Annotated in this window: 10 protein-coding genes; 5 read left to right on the top strand and 5 right to left on the bottom strand. The window is 67.8% G+C overall.

Annotated elements, in window-relative coordinates; all coding sequences use genetic code 11:
• Nucleotides 1-109: 109 nt before the first annotated feature.
• From AB0E91_RS04185 to AB0E91_RS04170, 4 genes are all read right to left on the bottom strand, one after another.
• On the bottom strand, nucleotides 110-3,388 hold the full coding sequence (locus tag AB0E91_RS04185) for a type I restriction endonuclease subunit R (protein WP_361774840.1): 3,279 nt from the start codon (nucleotides 3,386-3,388) through the stop codon (nucleotides 110-112).
• Nucleotides 3,385-4,545, bottom strand: coding sequence for a restriction endonuclease subunit S (locus AB0E91_RS04180; RefSeq protein ID WP_361774837.1), 1,161 nt, complete (start codon nucleotides 4,543-4,545; stop codon nucleotides 3,385-3,387). The genes AB0E91_RS04185 and AB0E91_RS04180 overlap by 4 nt, the downstream gene beginning before the upstream one ends.
• A 103-nt stretch (nucleotides 4,546-4,648) precedes the next feature.
• Complete coding sequence (locus AB0E91_RS04175; protein ID WP_361774834.1) at nucleotides 4,649-6,271, bottom strand: class I SAM-dependent DNA methyltransferase; 1,623 nt, start codon at nucleotides 6,269-6,271, stop codon at nucleotides 4,649-4,651.
• Between the two features lie 17 nt (nucleotides 6,272-6,288).
• On the bottom strand, nucleotides 6,289-8,430 hold the full coding sequence (locus tag AB0E91_RS04170) for a hypothetical protein (protein WP_361774831.1): 2,142 nt from the start codon (nucleotides 8,428-8,430) through the stop codon (nucleotides 6,289-6,291).
• Between the two features lie 235 nt (nucleotides 8,431-8,665).
• Between AB0E91_RS04170 and AB0E91_RS04165 the strand changes: the two genes are divergently transcribed.
• From AB0E91_RS04165 to AB0E91_RS04145, 5 genes are all read left to right on the top strand, one after another.
• Entirely contained in the window at nucleotides 8,666-9,298 is a 633-nt protein-coding gene (locus tag AB0E91_RS04165; RefSeq protein ID WP_361774828.1) for a hypothetical protein, read from the top strand.
• A gap of 176 nt (nucleotides 9,299-9,474) precedes the next feature.
• Nucleotides 9,475-10,104 (top strand): hypothetical protein, encoded by a 630-nt coding sequence (locus AB0E91_RS04160; protein ID WP_361774825.1) that lies wholly within the window; start codon nucleotides 9,475-9,477, stop codon nucleotides 10,102-10,104.
• A gap of 202 nt (nucleotides 10,105-10,306) precedes the next feature.
• Entirely contained in the window at nucleotides 10,307-12,766 is a 2,460-nt protein-coding gene (locus AB0E91_RS04155; protein WP_361774822.1) for an AAA family ATPase, read from the top strand.
• Nucleotides 12,763-13,137, top strand: a complete 375-nt coding sequence (locus AB0E91_RS04150) for a hypothetical protein (RefSeq protein ID WP_361774819.1) — start codon at nucleotides 12,763-12,765, stop codon at nucleotides 13,135-13,137. The genes AB0E91_RS04155 and AB0E91_RS04150 overlap by 4 nt, the downstream gene beginning before the upstream one ends.
• Nucleotides 13,138-13,244: 107 nt before the next feature.
• Nucleotides 13,245-16,622 (top strand): AAA family ATPase, encoded by a 3,378-nt coding sequence (locus tag AB0E91_RS04145; protein WP_361774816.1) that lies wholly within the window; start codon nucleotides 13,245-13,247, stop codon nucleotides 16,620-16,622.
• A 722-nt stretch (nucleotides 16,623-17,344) separates the two neighbouring features.
• Here AB0E91_RS04145 and AB0E91_RS04140 read toward each other — a convergent pair.
• Entirely contained in the window at nucleotides 17,345-20,527 is a 3,183-nt protein-coding gene (locus AB0E91_RS04140; RefSeq protein WP_361774813.1) for a type ISP restriction/modification enzyme, read from the bottom strand.
• Nucleotides 20,528-20,873: the final 346 nt, after the last annotated feature.

The following is a 20,873-nucleotide window of genomic DNA, read 5'->3' as shown; positions in this document are numbered from 1 at the left end:
GTTGTCGCGGTCCCGCGGTGATCGTCGGTCAGGGGCCGAGGTCTGCCGAATACAGAGACTTCGGCCCCGTGTGAGTGCACTGCTCCCGCGCCGATGTGGCCGCGCGGACTCAGCTGTCCGGCATACCAGTGGTGGCCCACTCGTCGGCGAAGTGCTCCATCTGCTTCAGGACCAGCTTCACCGCCTCCGCGCGGCGGTCCGGCGGGTAGCCGTGGCGGGCCAGCAGGCGCTTGATGGCGCTGCGGAGGCCGGCACGGACCGGCTCGCGGGCGATCCAGTCCGGCTTGAGCTTCTTCTGGACCTCCGCGACGAGGTCGCGGGCGATGCTCGCCAGGATCTCGTCACCCATGAGTTCCTGAGCCGTGCCGTGCTCGGCCACGGCGTCGTAGAAGGCGAGTTCGCGCCAGTTCAGCGGCGGCTCGAACTTCTCGCCACGCCTGGCGTCCTCGACCACCTCTTTTGCCATCTCGACAAGTTTGGCGATGAGTTCGGCACTCGTGTACTGCTGCCGGGTATACCGGATCATGAGGTCCTGCAGACGGTCGGAGAAGGCCGTGCGGCGGACGATGTTGTGCCGGGTGACCTCGCGCATCTTCTGCTCGATGAGCCGCCGCAGCGCCTCCGCCGCGAGGTGCGGGGTGTCGCTGCCCTGGAGCTTGGCGACGAGCGCGTCGTTGAGGTGCGTCAGGTCGGCCATCTCCAGGCCGGCCTCGGCGAACAGGTCAGATATCCCGCCGGTCTCGACCACGGACGAGGTCAGCTGGGCGAGGTACAGCTCGACGTCGCGGGCGACGGGCAGGCCGCGCGCCTCGCGCTCCGCCGCGTCGAGCTTGGCCATGTAGGCGCGGACCTCGACGAAGAACTGGATGTCCCGACGCCAGGCCGGGTGGTCCGGGAAACGCTCGCCGATGTTCGTGGCGCTGGCGGACAGCGCGTAGAAGCGCTCCAGGCGGTGGGAGTGCTCACGGAAGCGCCGGCCGAGGGTCTGGCGGGGGTCGTCGAGCTTCTCCGGGTCGTTGCCGGGGGTGCGCGGGTTCCGGAGGTACTCGGCGGCCCCGCCGGCGGCGTTGACGAACGCCTTCGCGGTCGGCTGTTCCAGCCGCGCACGCCAGTTGAAGCCGCGCAGGATGTCGCTGAGGATGTCGTACTCATTGCGCAGTTCGTCCAGCGCCCGGTCGAGGTCCTGGCCGAGGGTACGGTCCTCCTGATCGGCGTCCGTGTACTCGGCGATCGCCTTCTGCAGGTTCTCCGTCAGCGGTGCGTAGCCGACGAGCAGACCGTCCTCCTTGCCGCGGAAGCGGCGGTTGACGCGGGCGAGGGCCTGCATCAGGTTGGCGCCCTTGAGCGGACGGTCCAGGTACATGGTGTGGACCGGCGGGGCGTCGAAGCCGGTCAGCAGCATGTTGTTGACGATGAGCAGCTCCAGCTCGTCGTCGGGATCCTTGGCCCGGTTGATGACCGCCTTGCGCTGGCCGTCGGGCAGAGCGTGGACGAGCAGGTGGTCCTCGTCCTTGCGGGAGTTCGAGGAGAAGACGATCTTCATCGCGCCCTTGGCGGGCTCGTCGCTGTGCCAGTCCGGCCGCAACTCGCGCAGGGCGTCGTAAACCTTGACGCAGATCTCACGGGTCGCGCAGACGACCATCGCCTTGCCAGCTGCGCCGCCCTTCTCGGAGACGCCGACGAACGGCTGCATCCGCTCTCGCCGCTCCTCCCAGTGCGCCACTAGGTCCCCGGCAAGATCCCTGACACGGGCCGGCAAGCCGTACATGGCATTCATCGTGGCGACGGCCGTCTCGACCCGGCGGCGTTCGGTATCGTCGAGGCCGTCGGTAATGCGGTCGGCCTCCTCGTCGATCTTCGTCGGGTCGACGTCTTTGCCGAGGACGAGCTTGATGACCCGGCCCTCGTGGAAGACCTTGACCGTCGCGCCGTCGTCGGCGGCCCTCTTGAGGTCGTAGATGTCGATGTAACCGCCGAACACCTCGCGGGTGTTGCGGTCTGCCTCGGAAATCGGCGTACCGGTGAAAGCGAGGAGCGTGGCGTGCGGGAGGGCGTCGCGGAGGTGGCGGGCGTAGCCGTCGAGGTTGTCGTAGTGGCTGCGGTGGGCCTCGTCGACGACGACCACGATGTTGCGCCGGTCGGAGAGCAGCGGGTGGTCGGCCCCCGACTCCTTCTCCTCCTTGGTCTTGCCGAACTTCTGCAGGGTGGTGAAGAGGATGCCGCCGGTCCGCTTGGCCGCGAGCTCCTCCCGCAGCTTGGCCCGGGTCGCGACCTGGAGAGGTGTACCCGGGAGGATCTCGCTCTCCAGGAAGGTGGAGTACAGCTGGTCGTCGAGGTCGTTGCGGTCGGTGATGACGACGACGGTCGGGTTCAACAGGGCCGGGTCGCTCATCACCATCGCCGTGGTGAGCACCATTTCCTCGGACTTTCCCGAGCCCTGCGTGTGCCAGACGACACCGGCCTTCCCGTCGCCGGCTGCCGCCTCCCGCACCTTCTCCGCGGCCCGGGTCACCGCGAAGTACTGGTGCGGCTTCGCGATGCGCTTCATCCGCTTCGACGGCACGAAGTTGATGAAGGATCGGCAGAGGGAGAGGAAGCGGGGCTGGGTGAACAGCCCGTGCAGCGCCAGGTTCTGGCCCGACTCGGCCACCCCTTCGCCGTCCGCGGTGAACGGGTCGACGCGGGCCCCGGTCTCGTCCGTGTTCCACGGTGCGAAGTGCTCGTACGGGGTGAAGGGTGTGCCGTACTTCGCCGTGATGCCGTCGGAGACCAGCACCACCGCGTTGTAGCGGAAGGCGGTCGGGAACTCCTTCACATACCGGGCGACCTGGGAGTGCGCGTCCTGGAGTGTGGCGTGCTCGTCGCCGGCACGCTTCAACTCCAGCACTGCAAGGGGGAGTCCGTTGACGTACAGGACGATGTCGAAGCGGCGCCGCTTCTCACCGTCGACGACGGTGACCTGGTTCAGCGCGCGGTACGTGTTCCCGTCCGGGTCCGCCAGGTCGACGAGGCGGACGGTCGGGTTGTGCTCGGCGCCGAAGGCGTCGATGTAGACGACGGAGCGGATGCCGGTGGTGAGGTAACCGTGGGCGGTGCGGTTCTCCTCGTACGTGTCCTGCGACTCCGGGGTCGCCGCGGTGGCGATGGCGTCGCGGACGGCGTCCGGCGGCAGCTCGGGGTTGAGCCGCTCGATCGCCTCCCGGAGGTCCGGGTAGAGGATCAGGTCGTCCCACGACTTACGGTGCCCGGAGCCGGGGGCGAACTCGTTCCCGGGGGCCGGCAGCCAGGCCAGCTCGGCGAGCTCGTCGAGGGCGAGGATCTCCCAGTCGGCTTCCAGGGGGCGGTGGTTGTGGCTTCTGTCGCTTCCGCTCTCGTCGTCGTGCGTCATACGTGGTCCTCGACAATCTTCTCGGCGTCCTTGACGCGAAGCCGGCCGGACATGAGCTGGGGCAGGAGGGTGTCACGGAGGGTGGCGAGGGTCTGGGATTCTCGCCTCGCCAGTGCTGATCGGCTGGCCAGAGAACGAAGTTGCGCCCCGACTTCGCCGAACTGACGAGGATCGACGACGGTCGATTCCAAGACCTCGGCGGGTCGCACACGTTGGTGACTCTTTGAAGTGCCAGTCACCTTCGAAGCCAGGTCTTCAAGAAATGCCTGCTGCGCAGTAACCGCCCACAATTCATGGACACTCAAATCCCCTCTCGGCACCAACACCAAGAACTCGGTTGACGCCAGCGACCGGACTCCCGAGTTCGGCATTACATTCCAGACTCGAGGAATATCCGGGTTAAGTTTCGAGAGCAGCACAGCCGGTTCCGAAACAAGGAACTTGCCGCTTTTGATCGACACCGGAGCTTCTCGCACAGGCAACTTCCCAGAGTCGAATGCGGGAAGGCTGTAATGATCGACGAACTCGTCATCAACCTCTTGTGGAGATACTTGATATTTGCGCAGCTCACACAGACTATCGAGGCGGACATGCTTATTCCAACGCTCCCCTGACGCGAGGGCCACTGCCAGATTCTCGCCAGCGTCAGAGATACGCTCGTTGACGGCAATCTTGTCATCCAGCGCCCCGAGTACGGAGACGATCCGATCCTGCTCTCCGCGGCTGGGGATGCACACATGGAAAGCTTTGGCCTCGGGGTAGTAAACAGTCTGGTGGGTCGTTCCGTGTGCGAACCGCCGGACGGAGTCCTGCTCCATCACCAGGATGTAGTGGAGGTAGCGACATGAGAGCTGCGGCCCACACACCCAGTTGATGAAATCCTGACTCGTCGCCATTGGAACGCCCATGGTGACCACGTAGCCCACCGATGCCGTTCGAGACAAGCAGACAGTACCGGCCGGAAGCAATCGGGCGGATGAGTTGTCCAGGCCGGCCTGGGTGATGGTTTGCAGGGTGGATGTAATGACGCGCCCATGATTTCCGGTCGCATCCTTGATGCCGATCCATGGAACGTCACCATCCCAGTACTCGGCGTGCCGACGGCTTGGAGTGTGACCACTCTCCAGACGAGCAATGTCTGACAACAGGGTCCACATGAAGCCAGACGGTGCCGGAATGCTGGGCTTACCGACGCTCAATGCCCACTTACCAGGGATAATCCCTGTTGTGGCGGCGCGTCCACCCGTAGTGGTAGTGGTCCTAGCCATGGAGGGCCCCCAACTGCTCCCGAACCACAATCTCCAACTCCGCAGACTTCTCGAACAACCCCAACAACTCCTCTGTCAGCGCAGCGATCCGCTCCCCAACCGCCTCCGCCCCCTCTTCCTCCGCCTCGACAGCCCCCACATACCGCCCCGGCGTCAGCACATACCCGTGCTCCCGCACCGTCTCCAGGTCGGCCGAGAAGCAGAACCCCGCCTCGTCCTCGTACTCCAGCCCCGCCTCGCGCGCCGAAGCCGTGCCCCGCCACGCGTGGTAGACGCCAGCGATCTTCGCGAGGTCGGCCTCCGTCAAGACGCGCTCCGTGCGGTCGACCATCTCGCCCATGTTCCGAGCGTCGATGAACAGGATCTCGCCGCGCCGGTCGTCCAGGCGTTTCGCGCCCTGCGGGGTTTTGTCCTTGGCCAGGAACCACAGGCAGGCCGGGATCTGGGTGGTGCGGAAGAGCTGGGACGGCAGCGCGACCATGCAGGCCACCAGGTCGGCCTCGACCAGCGCCTGGCGGATCTCGCCCTCGCCGCTCTGCTGGGAGCTCATGGAGCCGTTGGCCAGCACGATGCCGGCCGTGCCTCGCTCCCCCAGCTTGGCAATCATGTGCTGGAGCCAGGCGTAGTTGGCGTTGTTCTTCGGCGGTACCCCATACCGCCACCTCGGGTCGCTCTCGTCCCTCGCCCAGTCCTTGATGTTGAACGGCGGGTTGGCCATGACGAAGTCGGCCTTGAGGTCGGGGTGCTTGTCGTCGGCGAAGGTGTCGCCCCAGCGGGGGGCGAGGTTGCCGTCGATGCCGTGGATGGCGAGGTTCATCTTGCCCAGGCGCCAAGTGCGCTCGTTGAGCTCCTGGCCGAAGACCGAGATGTCGGCCTTATGGGCGCGCCCGGCATGCGCCTCGATGAACTTGGCCGCCTGGACGAACATGCCGCCCGATCCGCACGCGGGGTCATAGACCCGTCCCTCATACGGCTCCAGGATCTCCACGATCAGCCGGACCACGGACTGCGGCGTGTAGAACTCACCACCCCGCTTGCCCTCCGCTCGCGCGAAGTTGCCGAGGAAGTACTCGTACACCTCGCCCAGCACGTCCTGCGCGGGCTTGTCTCCGCTGCCGCCGAAGCGGGCGTCGCTGATGAGGTCGACCAGTTCGCCGAGGCGCTTCTGGTCGACGTTGTCGCGGTTGAAGATCTTCGGCAGGACTCCCGTAAGCGAGGCGTTCTCGCGCATGACGGCGTCCATCGCGTCGTCGAGGAGCTTGCCGACACCCTGGCTCTTGGCGTGGGTGGCGATCCACGTCCAACGGGCGGTCTCCGGTACCCAGAAGACGTGGGCGCCGGTGTACTCGTCCCGGTCCTCCAGGAAGTCGTCCATCCGGTCCTCGGTGATGCCGTCATCGGCGAGTTCCGCGGCGAGCTGGGAGCGGCGCTCGTCGAAGGCGTCGGAGACGTACTTCAGGAAGATCAGGCCGAGGACGAACTCCTTGTACTGCGCGGCGTCGATGGAGCCGCGCAGCTTGTCGGCGGCCTTCCAGAGGATGTCCTGGATCTCCTTGGCGGTGGAGGCACTGAACAGCGATGCCTGGTCGGCAGCGGTCTTTTTGCGGGGTGGCATGGGACGGAACGTCTCCTTCAGTCGTCGGTTCCGAGAAGGTTCTGGAGGGTGAGCGTGCCGTCGGCGATACCGGCGGCGGTGAGGCGGACCAGGTCGTCGAGAGCGGCGGATTGCTCCCGCAGGAGGTGCGCGCGGGCCTCGATCTCCGCGAGCGCGGCGTCGAAGCGCTCGGCCTCTTGCCGGCTCAGGTCGGGGATGAGGAGGTCTTCGATGCCGCGAGAGGCCCGCACCGCACCGCTGGTGCGCGCGTACTCTTCGGCGGCCGCCCGCAGCAGTGCCGCGAGCACCCGTGGCAGCACCGGCGGGTCGGCGTCGGGGTGGACGCGGAGGATACGGGCCGGGGCTGCCACCAAGGACAGGCCCGCCTCGTCGACGTAGGTGCCGAAGCGGGGGCTCGTGGTGACGACGATGTCACCCGGCTCGGTGAACAGGGCGTGTTCGTAGCCGGTGAGGAGCACTCCGCGGTCGATGCGGCGTCCGCCCGGCCGTGCGATGCCGAGGACCTCGTCGGGCGTGAGCACGGTGTAGTGGCCGTCTGCCGTGAGGTGTTCGTCGGCGAAACGGTGCCCGGGGCGTCGGCGCAGGCGCCGATCGTCGAGGAGCCGACGGACGGTGGTGCGCCGTACCGGCTGGTCGTCGGGGCGCAGTACGGCCCGGGTGCTCAGTGCCGTGCGCAGGTCGGCGCGCTGCCGGGCCTGGTCGTGCAGCTCCGTCAGGCGCTGCTCCAGGGCGCTGATGCGGACCGGACGCTCGATGACGCCCCGGGTGTAGCGGGCCGTGGGCGGGCGGTGTTGGGTGGTGAAGGCGGCGCCCGGCCGGTCGTCGAGGTCCTTCGCGGGGACGATCACCGCGTGGCGGGGTTCGTGGCGGCGGTCTCCGCGCCAAGGGGCGGCGCGCCAGATGGCGATGTCCTCGGAGAGCGCGTCAAGGACCGTTTCGGTGAGCGGCTGCGCGGAGTAGTCGGCGAGGAGGACCAGGCCCGTGCGGTGTTCCGCCGAGGTGCGGGCCAGTACCCAGAGGGCAGTGCGGTAGCCGGGACGGTAGGGGAACGCGCCGTCGGGGAGGCTCACCGCGGCCTTGAGTAAACCGTCTCGGAGGAAGGACCGGCGCAAGCGGTCAGCCTCGCTGTGCCGAGAGAACGGGCGGACGAGCACGTCGGCGGGGCCGAGGACGACGGCTGTCGAGCCTTCGCCGAGGTAGTCGGTCAGTGCCTGCACCTGTTCCAGCACGGCCTGTGGACTGCGGTTCTCTCCCGGCTGGTAGGGGAGGACAGAGACCAGCAGCTGGGGGTATCCCCAGTCGTCGACAGGCAGGTCCTCCCCCTCGGTGACGCCGAGGTCGAACTCGTTCACGCCTCGGACGAGCATTCGGCGGCGGACCAGGCGGGCCCGCACCCGATCGGGGTCGGCGGCGAGGTAGGTGTGTCCGGAGTCCTCTGCGGCCCGGGCGTGCAGGGCGGCGAGCAGGTCGCCGGAGCAGGCATACGGGGTGGCCACGACGGAGCCCTCGTCGAGGGTGTCGACGCCGGACAGGGCCGCGAGGGCGCGTGCCACCGCCGGGGTGGGCTCGTCGGCGGCCAGGTCGTGGGAGCCGAGGCGGCGGCGGGCCTCCAGGACCCAGTCGAAAGCCTCGGTGGGGGTGTAGGCGGCCTCGGTCAGCTCATCGGCCAGCGCGGCCAGCTCGGGGCCGATGCGTTCCGGCTCCGGGACGGCCTTCAACTCGGCGTACAGGTAGGTGTCTTCGGGGTCGAGCTCGTCGGCGTGGGTGAGGATCGCGTCCCAGCTCTGGCCCGAGATCGGGGCGTCGAGTTGCCGGCGCAGGCAGATCAGCGCGGTGAGCGCCCCCACCAGGACAGGGGCGGAAAGGGCCGGCGTCCGCCAGGCGGCCAGGGTGTACAGGGCTAGTTCTGCCCGCAGGCGGCGGGGATCGGCGTTGCCCCGGCCCGTCCTCATCAGCCAGTCGACGACCGCACGGGCGTCGAACAGGGGACGCCCTTCCTCGCGGGCGACGGGAGCGGGGAAGTCCGGGTGCCTGCGGCTCCAAGTGGTGGGGACAGGCCGACGCACCTGGGCAAGAGCGGCGATTTCCGCATACGTGATCCGCCAGGTCGACGCCTCGGGCACGATGGGCGACACGGCCTCTTTGCGTGTGCTGGTCACTCGCCTCGTCCCCTCTGTTTCCGGCCCCGACAGGGCGTCCATGGCCCCGACAGCCCTCGGTGGGCTCGCGGCAGGCAGAACCCTACAGCGAAGGGGGCAGCTGAAGGAGAGAGAAGCTGATAACCCCAGTTATCAGCTTTGCCAAGGAATTTCTAAGCCTTCTGGCCCCACTCTGGTGCTCGTTCGACGCACCGACTCCCGGTGCTCACCTCAGCCACAATCCGGAGGCCTCCCCATGACTGACATGCCCTCGACGCCGCCCGCCCACCAGCCGCCGGGGGGCGTGGGTGGAGGCCCCGGATGGGGGACGGTTCCGCCTCAGCCGACGCCGCACCCGTTCGCACAGCCGCCCCACCAGGGCCTGCCGCCCACCGGTCGTACGCCCTCGCGGCGCAGGGTCTGGCTTACCCACGGTGCGACGGCGCTGATCGCACTGATCTTCGGTGCCGCGATCGGAGGCGGCGGCGAGTCCGGTGATACGGCGAACGCCTCGGGCGCCTTGCCGGCCGTCACGGTCACCAAGACCGCCGCGGCCAAGCCTCAGCCGGCGGTGACCGTCACCGAGACGGTCAAGGCGACCGTCACGGCCAAGCCGAAGCCGGTGAAGAAGTCCGGCCCCCCGAGCAGCTTCTCGGGCGAAGGCCAGTACCTCGTCGGCGAGGACATCCAGGAGGGGACCTACCGGACCGGTGGCCCGGAGAAGGACAGCATCATCCCCAACTGCTACTGGGCACGCCTGAAGAACGCCTCCGGCGAGTTCGACGCGATCATCGCGAACGACAACCTTCAGGGGCAGGGCCGCGTGACCCTCAACAAGTGGGAGTACTTCAAGACCAGCGGCTGCCAGGACTGGAAGAAGGTCGGCTGACGCCGAGGAGTCTCCTTCCCCGGTCGCCCGGCCGACGTCGCAGGGCTACCCGCCCACCTGGACAGACCCGTACCCGGCCGCTGCTTGCCGGACGGTCTCCCCGGCACCCGCGGCCCCTTCCGCCGCGTACCCCAGCTCCGTTCCGCTCCCGGTCACTCACGAGGGGAAGCATCGCCATGTCCGAGTCCGAGCAGTCCACCGAGGTCTCCGCTCAGGACCCGCTCCCGTCCATCGGCCAGATCCCGCCCGTGCCCGAGTCCGCGCCGTCGAACGTTCCGCCGGAAATCCCGGGGTCGGCACACGGTTCCCGCTGGACGCGCCTCTCGCGGACCGCCCTGCTGTTTCTCGGTATCGGCACCGGAGCCACGGCCGTGGGAATCTGCTGGGTTTCGCTGTCCCTGCTCGGTCCCGACGCGGCCCCGACGAAGAGCGGCGGCGGCCGGCCGGCAGTCGCCACGTCCGGAGCGAGCCGGGTGCCGGCACCGTTCGAAACCGACGGCACGCTCACGCTCGCCGAAGTCGGTGCGGGACTTGAGACCGGAGAGGTGTGCTCCGGGACCGGCGGCTACTCCGACATCGACCTCGGGACCCAGGTCAACGTCAGCGACGCGGACGGAACCCTGGTCGCCGTCGGCTCGCTCGGCCTGGGCGAGAAGACCGAGGCGGGGTGTGTCTTCCCCTTCACCGTCGACGACATCGCCCCGGGCTCGAAGTTCTACACCGTCGAGGTGTCCCACCGCGGCGGTCTCACTCAGACGGAGGCCGCCCTGCGGGCAGGCGGCCTCGAGTTCACGCTCGGCGGCTGACCGCCCGGAGAGCGAGCGACAGACACTCCATCGGCGCCCGCATCGCGTACACCTCGCCGACGGCTTACTGGCACCCCGCCGACCGAGCACAGCGAGTCCAAGGCCCCGGACTGTCGGCAGCCAGCGCGGCTGAAGACCCACGTCTACCGCGTCCGCTGCTGTTCCGTCCCTTTGAACCGGAACCAACTCCAGGAAGGCCCTCATGACCAGTTCAGAGCAGAACCAGCCGAACGCACGCCCTTCCACGGACCCGGCCGCGCAGGTCCCTTCCTCTCAGGCCGTGCCGCTCGCCGCCCTGGTGGAGGCGCGTCTGGCCGCGGCAGCCCTCGGCGAACCCGTGAAGGCGCTCCTGACCGAGGCCCTCGGCAGCGCACAGACCCCGGGGCACTCGCCCATGGGCCGGATCTACCTCGACTCGGTCTCCGTGGAGGGGTTCCGCGGCATCGGACCCCGGGCCTGGTTGAACCTCAGCCCTCGTCCGGGTGTCACGCTGGTCGTGGGCCGCAACGGTTCGGGCAAGTCGAGCATCGCCGAGGCCATCGAGACGGCGTTCACGGGTACGAACATGCGCTGGCTGGGACAGGACGCGACGCGCACCAGCAACTGGCGCAACCTCCATGACGGAGCCAAGACGGAGATCGAGGTCAAGCTCGCCATCGAGGGCGACCCCGGCCGGAGCACGCTCAGCCGCACCTGGACCGGCCACGACGTAAGCGACTGCGCGGGCACGTTCCGGCGCCCCGGGCACGGCACGGTGCCCCTCGACCAGGCTCCCTGGGATCAGGCCCTGACGGACTACCGCCCCTTCCTGTCGTACGTCGACCTCGGCCGCATGATCAGTGGCAAGCCCTCCCAGATGTACGACTCCATCGCCACGATCCTCGGACTCGGGCACCTCAGCGCCGCGTATAACCACCTCGGGCTTCAGGAGAAGGCGCTGGGCGACGCCGTCAAGGCGGCCAAGAACGAACTGCCGCAGATCAAGGAAGAGCTGTACGCGCTGCAGGACGACGAGCGTGCGGTCCAGGCGCTCGTGGCCGTCGAGACGAAGGGCCGGCCGGACTTCGCGACCCTCGAAGGGCTGGTGGCGGGGCTGCCCACTACCGACGACGGCATCCTCGCCGAACTGCGCGCCGAGGTCGAGGTGCAGGGCCCGGATCTGGAACAGGTCGGAGCCGCGGTGGACCGGCTGCGTGCGGCGCTCGCCGGAGTCGAGGACGTGCGCCTGACCGGTGCCGAGGACGCTCTGCAGCGCGCCGAACTTCTGGAGAAGGCCCTGGCCCACAACAACCGCCATCCCGATGAGGAGTCCTGCCCTGTCTGCGGCACTGAGCAGGTCCTCGACTCGGCGTGGGCCGCCGGCGCCGGCGCTCAGATCGCCCTCCTTCGCCAGGAGGCAAAGACCGCCGAGGACGCGCGCAGCGAACTCCGTTCTGCGGCACGGTCGGCCCAGAACCTCATCGAGAGGCCCCATCGGATCCCCGCCTCCCTCACGGATCCGTGGAACGCGTGGCTCGCCTGCCGGGCGGTCACGGACCCGGGCGAGCTCGTCCAGCGCGTCCACGACACCGCCCTGACCCTGGCCGATGCCTGCGCCGCCGTGAAGGACAACGCAGCCAGGGAGTTGGAGAAGCGGGACGAACGTTGGCGTCAGCTCGTCACACACCTGGCGAGTTGGACGGAGAAGGCTCGCACCGCGGCGGACGCCGAGCCCCGGCTCGGCCATGTGAGGAAGGCCCGCACCTGGGTCAAGACCCTCACCGCCGAGCTGCGGGAGAGGCGCATGGAGGGCTTCACCGGTCACTCCCAGCAGATCTGGGAGAAGCTTCGCCAGGAGAGCGACATCGACCTGCAGTCGGTGAGCCTTCAGGGCAGCGAGAAAGCGAACGTCCGCAAGCTCGTCATGGATGTCACCGTCGACGGGGCGGAGGCGTCGGCATTGAGCGTCATGAGCCAGGGGGAGCAGCACTCGCTCGCGCTGTCCTTGTTCCTGCCCCGGGCCGCCACCGCCGACAGTCCGTTCGGCTTCATCGTCATCGATGACCCTGTGCAGTCCATGGACCCGGCCAAGGTCAACGGGCTTGCCCAGGTCCTGCACGAGCTCGGAGAGCACCGGCAGGTCGTCGTGTTCACCCACGACACCCGGCTCCAGCGCGCCTTCACGACCCAGGAGCTGCCGGTCACGGTGTTCGAGGTCGAGCGGGGCAAGGCGTCCAAGGTGAACGTCAAGGCCGTGACCGACCCGGTACGTCAGGCGATCTTGGACGCCAGGGCTCTCGCCAGCACCAAGAACTTGCCCGAAGCGGCACGCACGCACGTGTTGCCCAGTCTCTGCCGGATCGCCTTGGAGAACGCCTTCGTCGAAGCGGCTTGGATCCAGCACCACCGCTCCGGAGGTTCTGAGCTCGATCTGCACTCCGCCGTGGCCGACGCGGACAAGCTCATGAAGATGGCCGCACTGGCCTTCTTCGGAGACATCGGCCGTACCGGTGATGTCTACCGGGAACTCCGCACCCGTTGCGGTCCGCGTGCGGTGGACCTCCTCAAGCAGTGCCAGAGCGGTGCCCACGCCACAGGAACCCGTATCGACGACGCGCACCGCTTCGTGACCGAGATCAGCGAGCTCGCGCAGAAGGTGCGCAAGGCGGAGGTGGCCAAGTGACCAGCACCGCAAGCACGTCGATCGAGGAACTGCTGCTGACGGCCGACCAGCTGATCTCCGACCCCAGCGTCGAGGCATCGAAGGCCGGCCGGCACCGTGGAGCCTCCCTCGCGCTGCGGACCGCCCTGGAGATCGCGGTCGACCGTACGCTCGACGCCGCGATGCCCGGACTGGCCGGCATCAGCACGCGGGCGAAGATGCTCTGCCTGCGCTGCTACACCGCTGCGACGACCGCCCGCCGGGCCAACGCCGTCTGGTCGCACCTCTGCCTCGGGTGCCACTACCACCAGTACGAGATCGGACCCACCAAGGATCAGGTCCATGCGTGGCGCGCGGAAGTCGGCGAATTGGTACGGGAATTGCCCCGTTGAACAGATATTCACAGCCGGCCCATGTGTCTGATAAGTCTTTTGCCGGGGGCCGGGCATATGCCCGGCGCGCGGCGTCTCTCGGGGCGCCGCAGGGGGAGGGGATGTACATGAGCACCACCATGCGCGACGAGATCATCGCCCAAGAACAGAAGTCGGTGGACCGCGCCTACGACTGCTACGAAAAGCGGCTGGCCGAACTGAGCGGCAGCTCAGTCGCCTCGGCCTCCGCCAGCGGCAAGGACAGCGTTGCCAACCAGAAGGACACCGAGGCGAAGGCCGCGGAATACGGCGGCCTCGGGGAGGCGTCGCTGGTCGTCAGCCGCGTCGATGTCCAGCCCGGCGAAGAGTCGGACACGTTCTACGTCGGCCGCCGTGCCGTTTCCGACGTGGAGACCCGCGAGACCGTCGTAGTGCTGTGGACCGCCCCGGTGGCGGAGAAGTGGGCGAAGGCCCTGCCCGAGGCACCTGGTGAAGTGCTCCTGCGGAGACAGTTGCGCTGCGCGAAGAATGTCGTCGAAGAGTACGTCGACGAGATCTCCGTCGCTGCCCCCGCCGCCGCGCCGCCTGCCGCCGAGGGCACGGATCCCGAAGCCGGTGCGCAGGACGCCTCCGGGGCCGCGGTGTCTGAGAGACCGACGCCCCGGCCGGTTCCCACTCCGTCCGATGTCGCCCAGCTCCATCGGCAGAGGCAACAGCCGCTCGACGACTTCCTGCTGCGAGAGCTGCAGCGTTCCCGCAGTGGCAGCATGCGGGACATCGTCGAGACCATCCGCCGCGATCAGATGGACCTCGTCACCGGTACGCCCGCTGACATCCTTGTCGTACAGGGCGGCCCGGGCACCGGAAAGTCCGCGGTCGGCCTGCACCGAGTGACGTGGCTCGTCAACAACAACCACTTCAATGCGCAGGACATCCTTGTCATCGGCCCTCACGAGCGCTTTCTCGACTACGTCGGCCAGGTCCTCCCGACCCTCGGCACCCAGAACATCAACGCCGTCCAGATGAACCGCCTGTGGGACGGCGAGGTCCTCGGCACCGACACCCCGCACGCACGGCTGGTCAAGTCCGACGATCGCATGGCCGCCGTCCTGCGCCGGCGCGTCGACCACGAGTGCCGCCCCGACTCGATCGACGAGTTCACCACCACTCCCACGTACAAGGACGCCAAGCCCGAACTTGCGGTCACCGTCGGCAGCACCACACTGCGTATCCCGCGTTCCGAGGTTCTCGTCCTGCTCCAGGAAGCACGCGAGGGCGACGGTTCCTACCGGGAGCGCCGTAACCGTTTCCGCAGTCTGCTCGTGGACCGCCTGCTGCAGGAACTCGTCGCTCTGGCCCCGCGCCGCAGCCAAGGAGAAGCGATCCGCCGTGATCTGGAACGCAACCGACAGGTCGAGCGGCTGATCGAACGCGTCTGGCAGTCGCCGGGTGCCAGGGAAGCCCTCCGAAGCCTCTACGACTCCCCCGAACTCCTGCGCACCTGCGCCGACGGCATCCTCGCCCCCGAGGAGCAGACAGCCCTTCACCGCCCGAGGGCAGCCACGGCGGACGCCGACCCCTGGACCCTCGACGATCGCGTCTGCCTGGAAGAGCTGCGCTACCTCATCGCCGGGGAGACCCCACAACGCTACGGGCACATCGTCATCGACGAGGCCCAGGACCTGACTCCCATGCAGGCGCGCTCACTGCGCCGACGCCTCACGGTCAACGGCTCCATGACCGTTCTCGGCGATCTCGCCCAGGCCACGGGCCCGCACGCCTACGCCGACTGGGACCGCCTCAGCGCTCTGCTGTCCGACCACGGCGACTGGCACGTCGCCGAACTGAATACCAGCTACCGCGTGCCGGCGGAGATCATGGAGTTCGTCGCGCCTCTGGCTCGCACGATCGCCCCCTCGCTCCCCTACCCGCGGGCGGTGCGCGAAGCGGGCGCCAACAGCGTCCGGACCCTGGCAGCCGAACCGTGGACGCTGCTCGACGACACCGTCACCCAGACGACCCGGCTCATTGGCACCAGCGACGGACACACCCTTCGCCGCGTCGCCGTCATCGTCCCCGACGACTCCGGCTGGCTCGACGAGATCAACCGGCATCTAGACCAGACCGCCGGCCTCACCGAAGAGCACCGTGCCACCGTGTCCGTGCTCGCCGCCGCCCACGCGAAGGGCATGGAGTACGACCACGTCCTCGTCGTCGAACCCGCCACCATCGCCGACCGCGGACCGGCCGGGTTGCGCCAGCTCTACGTCGCCCTCACCCGAAGCACCCAGAGCCTGACCGTCCTGCACACCTCCTCGCTCCCGGACGCCCTCATGAACACCACCGGCATCACCACCGGGCCGGAAACCCCCGACACCGAACCGGCGATGGCGGACGACGACGTCCCGGAGATCGGCACCGACATTCGTGTCCGCGTCCTCGACCGGGGTACCGGCGGCCGCTACAAGGTCAGGGCGCTTTCACCGGCGGTCAAGGTCCCCCTGACCCTGACCGTCCGCCACGGATCGACTCCTCCCCGCCCCGGCGAGAAGCTGGACTGCTGGGTCTTCGCCCAGGAAAGGACCCACTGCCTGCTCACCACCGACCAGCGCGGACGCCAGCCCATCTCCCCGAGAATGGCCGAGCGCTACCTGGCGGCACTCGGCGTGTTTGCCGAGCTGACCGGCGACGGTGACACCGCACCCGAGAACGCCCGCGAGCGCCTCTCCGAACTCAAGGGCATGGCCAACCGCGTACTCCGCCGCGACCAAGCGGACTGGGTGGACGTACGAAGGGTGCTGGGATCCCCCGACAGACAGCGTCTGAATCTCCTGCGTGACCTCGCCGCCGAAACCAATCGCGCTCTCAAGGACGACAGCCTGGACGTGGGTCGTCTCCAGGAGGACCTGGCGCGTACGGGCTGGTCCCAGTCCCTCGCCCAGGCCCGGCAGACGCTCCAGCACCGAATGACCGCCTCGACCGAACCGGCGGCCGAGACCGCACTCGCACCCGCCGCACCGCAGCCCGAGCAGGAAGCAGCCGAGCCCATGGCATCCGCCGAGGACACCGCCGCAATGACACCTTCCACGACGCATCTTCTGCACGCGCTGCAGACCACCGCGACCGCCGACCGCACGTGCATGAAGCATGAATCGGTGCGCCACGCCCTGATGTCGGCCCTGTTCGAGGCCGACGTACAAGCAATGTCATCCCAGGTCATAGACGTCACCCGCACGGCCGCGGACGGCCACTTCCTGTACGAGGTCCTCGGCGCCGGCCAATCCGCCTACACCGATCTCCGCTTGGGCGCCGCCCGCCTCTTGGAGATCAACCACACCCTGCCCACCCCCGCCGACCGCCTCTACCTGGTCCTCACCGAGCCGCCGGCCGAGGACTGGTTCGCCGAAACGTTGCTCGACGTCTTCGGCGTTTACCTCCTCTGGCGCGCCAACGACGGCTGGGGCGGCCGGGACACGGATGCCGCCCTGGGCTCGGGCAGGCCGTAGGCCCTGCTATCCGGTGTCGGTGCGACGAGGTCCCGTTTCTGAGATTCATGGTCGTTGATGGTGGGCGGTGCCGGCCGGCACCGCCCACGCGTCGTCGCCCGTCGGCCTCCACTCCTCCGGATTGGGTAGGAAGGTACCGGGCTCGCTCGCCATCAACACGCCGAAGCAGCCGTTCGGCAGCGAGGTCCCGCAGGTGCTGAGCGCGCTTCTTGTCGAAGGTGTCGCCGATCCCGTACAGCGCCGTAACGGCGCGTTGAGCGTCCCACTCGCAGTCCTCGGCGCTGTTCGACTATGGAGGACTGCGGGTATGAGGACGCTCAGCTCTAGTCCTGCACGCGCGCTCCCATTCGGGCAGGAGTGCCAGCCACTGCCGTCTCTGCATCTCGTCGAACACGAACCCGACCCTCGGCCGTGACGCTCGTTCGACGCTTGAAGACCTGCTGGTTTGTTGATTGTCTGGGTTTCGGGTGGGTCGCGCCCACATGTTTCCGTGGGCGCACGACGTGAACGTGCGTTGCTTGTCGGGCAAAAGCTTCTGACCTGCGGTTTCGGCCAGGGGTCGGGGGGATCGCAGTGATGTCCTCCGGTTACCGCGGAGCCAGCGCAAGACAGTCTCGACGCTCGTTCTGCCGGGGCGTCAGATGCGTATGAGGCGACGGTCAGGGGCATTCGGCTCAGGTATCAATGATCAGCGGTCCGCTGCCGACGAGCCGCTGCTTCGCTCACAGGTCGAATAGTGCGTCGCCCGTGTCCGATGTCGCCTTCAGCGCCTTGGTTGCCTCTGTGGGCGCGGGAAGGATGCCCCCCGTGGTCAGGTCCGTCACCGTGATCAGTGGGCCCGCGCACACCTCATTCAAGAGGTCGGCCTGCGCTGGCTCCTCCCGCACGAGCAAGCCGAGGACGTTCAGCAACTCCAGCAGTTCTGTGGTCCATGAGGGAAGCCAGCGCGGAGCTACCACGTGGTCCAGTTCGAGGCGTCGCTTGCCGGCGGGATTCCTCCGGCGGTAGCCGAACCACTTGTCGAGAACGTTCATCCCGGACACTTCGTATTCCCGGACCGTGCGAGGTACCGGACTGATCCGTCCACTGCCGACGCACAGGTCCTGTGTCACGGGGTCGTATGCCAGTTTCTCCGGCATGGCTTCCGCATCGTCCGGGATCTCCGTGACGCATCGGGGGCGGTCGCGTGGTAGCAACACCCTGCCGTACGGCCTTCCGGCCGTCTCGTCGGCGTACCGCTCGCCGTAGGTGTGCAGCCACAGAACTCGGCGGCCGATGGCAACCGCCCGGTCCCACAGGCAAGGGGCGGCGGTGAGGGGTATCCGCGCGCCCGGGACTTCGAGGTCTTCCTGGAATCGAGCTGTGTACTCCGGGTGGGACGCGATCGCGGCGATGTAGGCCAGCAGGTCTTCGGCGACGACCGGTATGCCGAGCCGCCCGGCGAGCAGGGGGAGCAGACCGGGCGTGACGTTGGGCAGCGTACCGGCAACGTTGCGGTAGAGAGGACGGGCGCAACCGCTGCGGTTGTTGAAGTAGTGCATGTCGGGAATGAGGGCGCTGAAGACCAGTGCCGGACCGTTGACCACCGGGTGGGCGTTCTGCTCTACGGTGTAGATCTGGCGCTCGCTGCGGACTCGCCAGAGGTCTGCCCTGCCTCGTTCCATCAATCGGCTGTCCGGCAGTACATACTGCCGGTCGAACGACCGGAACCCGATGCGCACCGTTTGAGTGTTTGTCCTACGCTCGGCGGCGAGTGGTATCCGCCCGTGGGATTCAACCCCAGGCAGGGGCGGGACATTGTCTCCAGGCGTTCGCTCGCCAGAGGGTCCGAGCATCTCGGCGCGCCGGTCGGTGTTCGCGGCGACAAACCGCCGCCACCGTTCATGGAGCGTGTCCTCGTCCGGTGCATAGACCCACATGCGCCCGGGGGTGACGCCACGCGATGACCACGGCATCAGGTCTCTCAGCTGCGGGCAGGACTCCCACAGGTCGCTGCCGGGTGGCAGGAAGGCGTCTGTCTCGCCTGTGGCGCACTCGCGCCATTCCGGGTCGTCGAGCCTGAGGGTCGTCAGGCGTTCGACCTTCTCGCCGCGGCGACCGCCGATCTTGAGGTGTCTTACCTTCGTGGCCGGCCGGTCTGTCCGCAGCCTGGGGTTGTCCCGCCATCGTACGAAGATCGCGATGCACAACTCCTGGGCGACCTCGGGGAAGATGCGGGTCGCGCCATCTGCGCGGTGGCCCTCGGGGGACAGGTCGATGATCCAGCCCTCATCGGCTGTTTCACGCAGGTAACGCCGCATTCCGGCGAACGCCCGCCCCTTGAGCCATGCCTTCGGCGTGATCAGCGCGACCACACCGAATGGCGCGTCGTCGTGTGCGTCGAAGACCTTCCACGTGGCCCAACGCCAGAAGTAGACGTAGAGGTTGGCGATCTTCGATTCGTACCTGCCGTTACCGGGTTGCCGGAAGGCTCCCAGCGGGGCCGGGATGTCTGCCTCGGGTTCCCCTCGTTCCACCCACTTGCCGGCCCCTCGACCCACAGCGTCGTGAGGGGGGTTACCCATGACGACCATGACACGCTCGTCCCGCTTGACCTGGTTGGCCTGGCGGCGGGATTCGGCGAGAGCCCGGTAGGTATGAGGGATCCAGTTGAACTCGGCTGTCGGGCTGTCCAGAGCATCAGCCACCAGCAGCCTGAGGCCCTGGGAGGGGGCTGCGGACCCGTACTGCTTGAGCATGGCGTGCATACGCAGTTCTGCGACGGCGAACGGACCGACCTGCATCTCGAAGCCGACCAGTCGACGCCCCACCATTTCTCGCAGACGCGGGCCCACCGCGCCCGGGCCCTCTTCTTCGGTGATGGTCTCGGCAGCGAGCTCCAGTGCCGACAACAGGAAAGTGCCGGTGCCCATGGCCGGATCGACAAGGACCACATCGGGAGAAGCGAAGCCGGACGGAATACGGAATCCCTCCCGTCTCAGGACGTCCTCGACCAGCCGGGCCATGGCCGAGACGACACCACGCGGTGTGTAGTACGAGCCGGTGCGTATCCGCAGCTCAGGGTCATAGACGTGAAGGAAGTGCTCGTAGAGCAGGAAATAGGCGTCGCCAGTTCCGTCGTCCAGCACGTCCCATCTGACCGCGCCGATGACACGGAGCAGTGTGTTGAGCGTGGTGGACAGTCCAGCGAACGAGTCTCCAGCGAGGGCGTCCAGTGCCTGGCCCATCAGCGAGTGTTTCTTGCCCAGCTTCGTGGCGATGCTGTGCATGGTCTCGCCCTCGAAGGTGATCTCCTCCACCCGAGCCAGCAGAAGGGCGAACACGACGGCTTGACCGTACTGTTCGACGAACTCGGCGTCGGTCGCCTCCGGGAACAGCAAATGCCGCCAGTCCTTGGCCAGTTTCGTGAAGGCCGGCAGACGGCGTCGGCTCTTTTCCTGCTCGATCGCCTCACCGACCTCTTCCGACAGAAGCTGACAGAGTCCGGCGACTGCTCGGATGAGCTGACTCGTGGTGCGGGGTGTCTGCGGCTCCCAGGTCAGGAAGTCGTACAGCACCCGCGCAAGCGCCCCGTCGGCGGGCGCAAGCCGGGCTCCTGAGGTGAGGACCGAGCCGCGCAGGTAGGCCACTTCGCCAACGTGCTGGCCCTGCTGGTGGACAGAGAACTCGTTCCCGTCACAGAGCAGTACGTTGTTGAGCAGCCGCAGTTTCGCCCACTGTTCGGCGTTGCGGCCTGTGTAGACGGACGGGTCGGCTTGCGTACCCGGTTTCTTGAGTTCGATGTAACCGACGAGAGCGCCGCCGACCTCAACCGCATAGTCAGGGCGGGCTCCCATGTCGACGAGCGGAACCTCGCCGATGAGGGTGACGTCCAGACCGAGGCCGCGGCACACGGACCGGATCATGTTCTCCAGCGGCCCCCGGAGCTGGTCCTCCTGCCACCCGCTGCCTCTCAGCTTTGGTGTGACCTCCGCTCCAAACGCGGACACAGCGGATTGGACTGCCTGCTCGAAGCTGTCATGGATCCTGCGTCGGGCACTCATACCGCCCCATCCCCCAAGGCGGGCAGATCCGGCCGACGTCAGGTCGGTGCGGCTATCTGCCGCACCTTGCTCCCGTCGGGGCCGGACTTCATTCCGGCCCTCGCTTTCTATAACCGTAGGAGGGGAGCTTGGGGCGCAAGGAGGGTGCGTGTGAGGGCGCACAGAGGCGCGTGGGCATGCAAGATGCGCCATCTGAACGCCGGTGCGT

Source organism: Streptomyces sp. NPDC026659 (assembly GCF_040638245.1).
In the GTDB taxonomy this organism is placed as follows: domain Bacteria; phylum Actinomycetota; class Actinomycetes; order Streptomycetales; family Streptomycetaceae; genus Streptomyces.
Note: the sequence above shows the minus strand (reverse complement) of the source record. Positions and strands in the feature narration are given on the sequence as shown.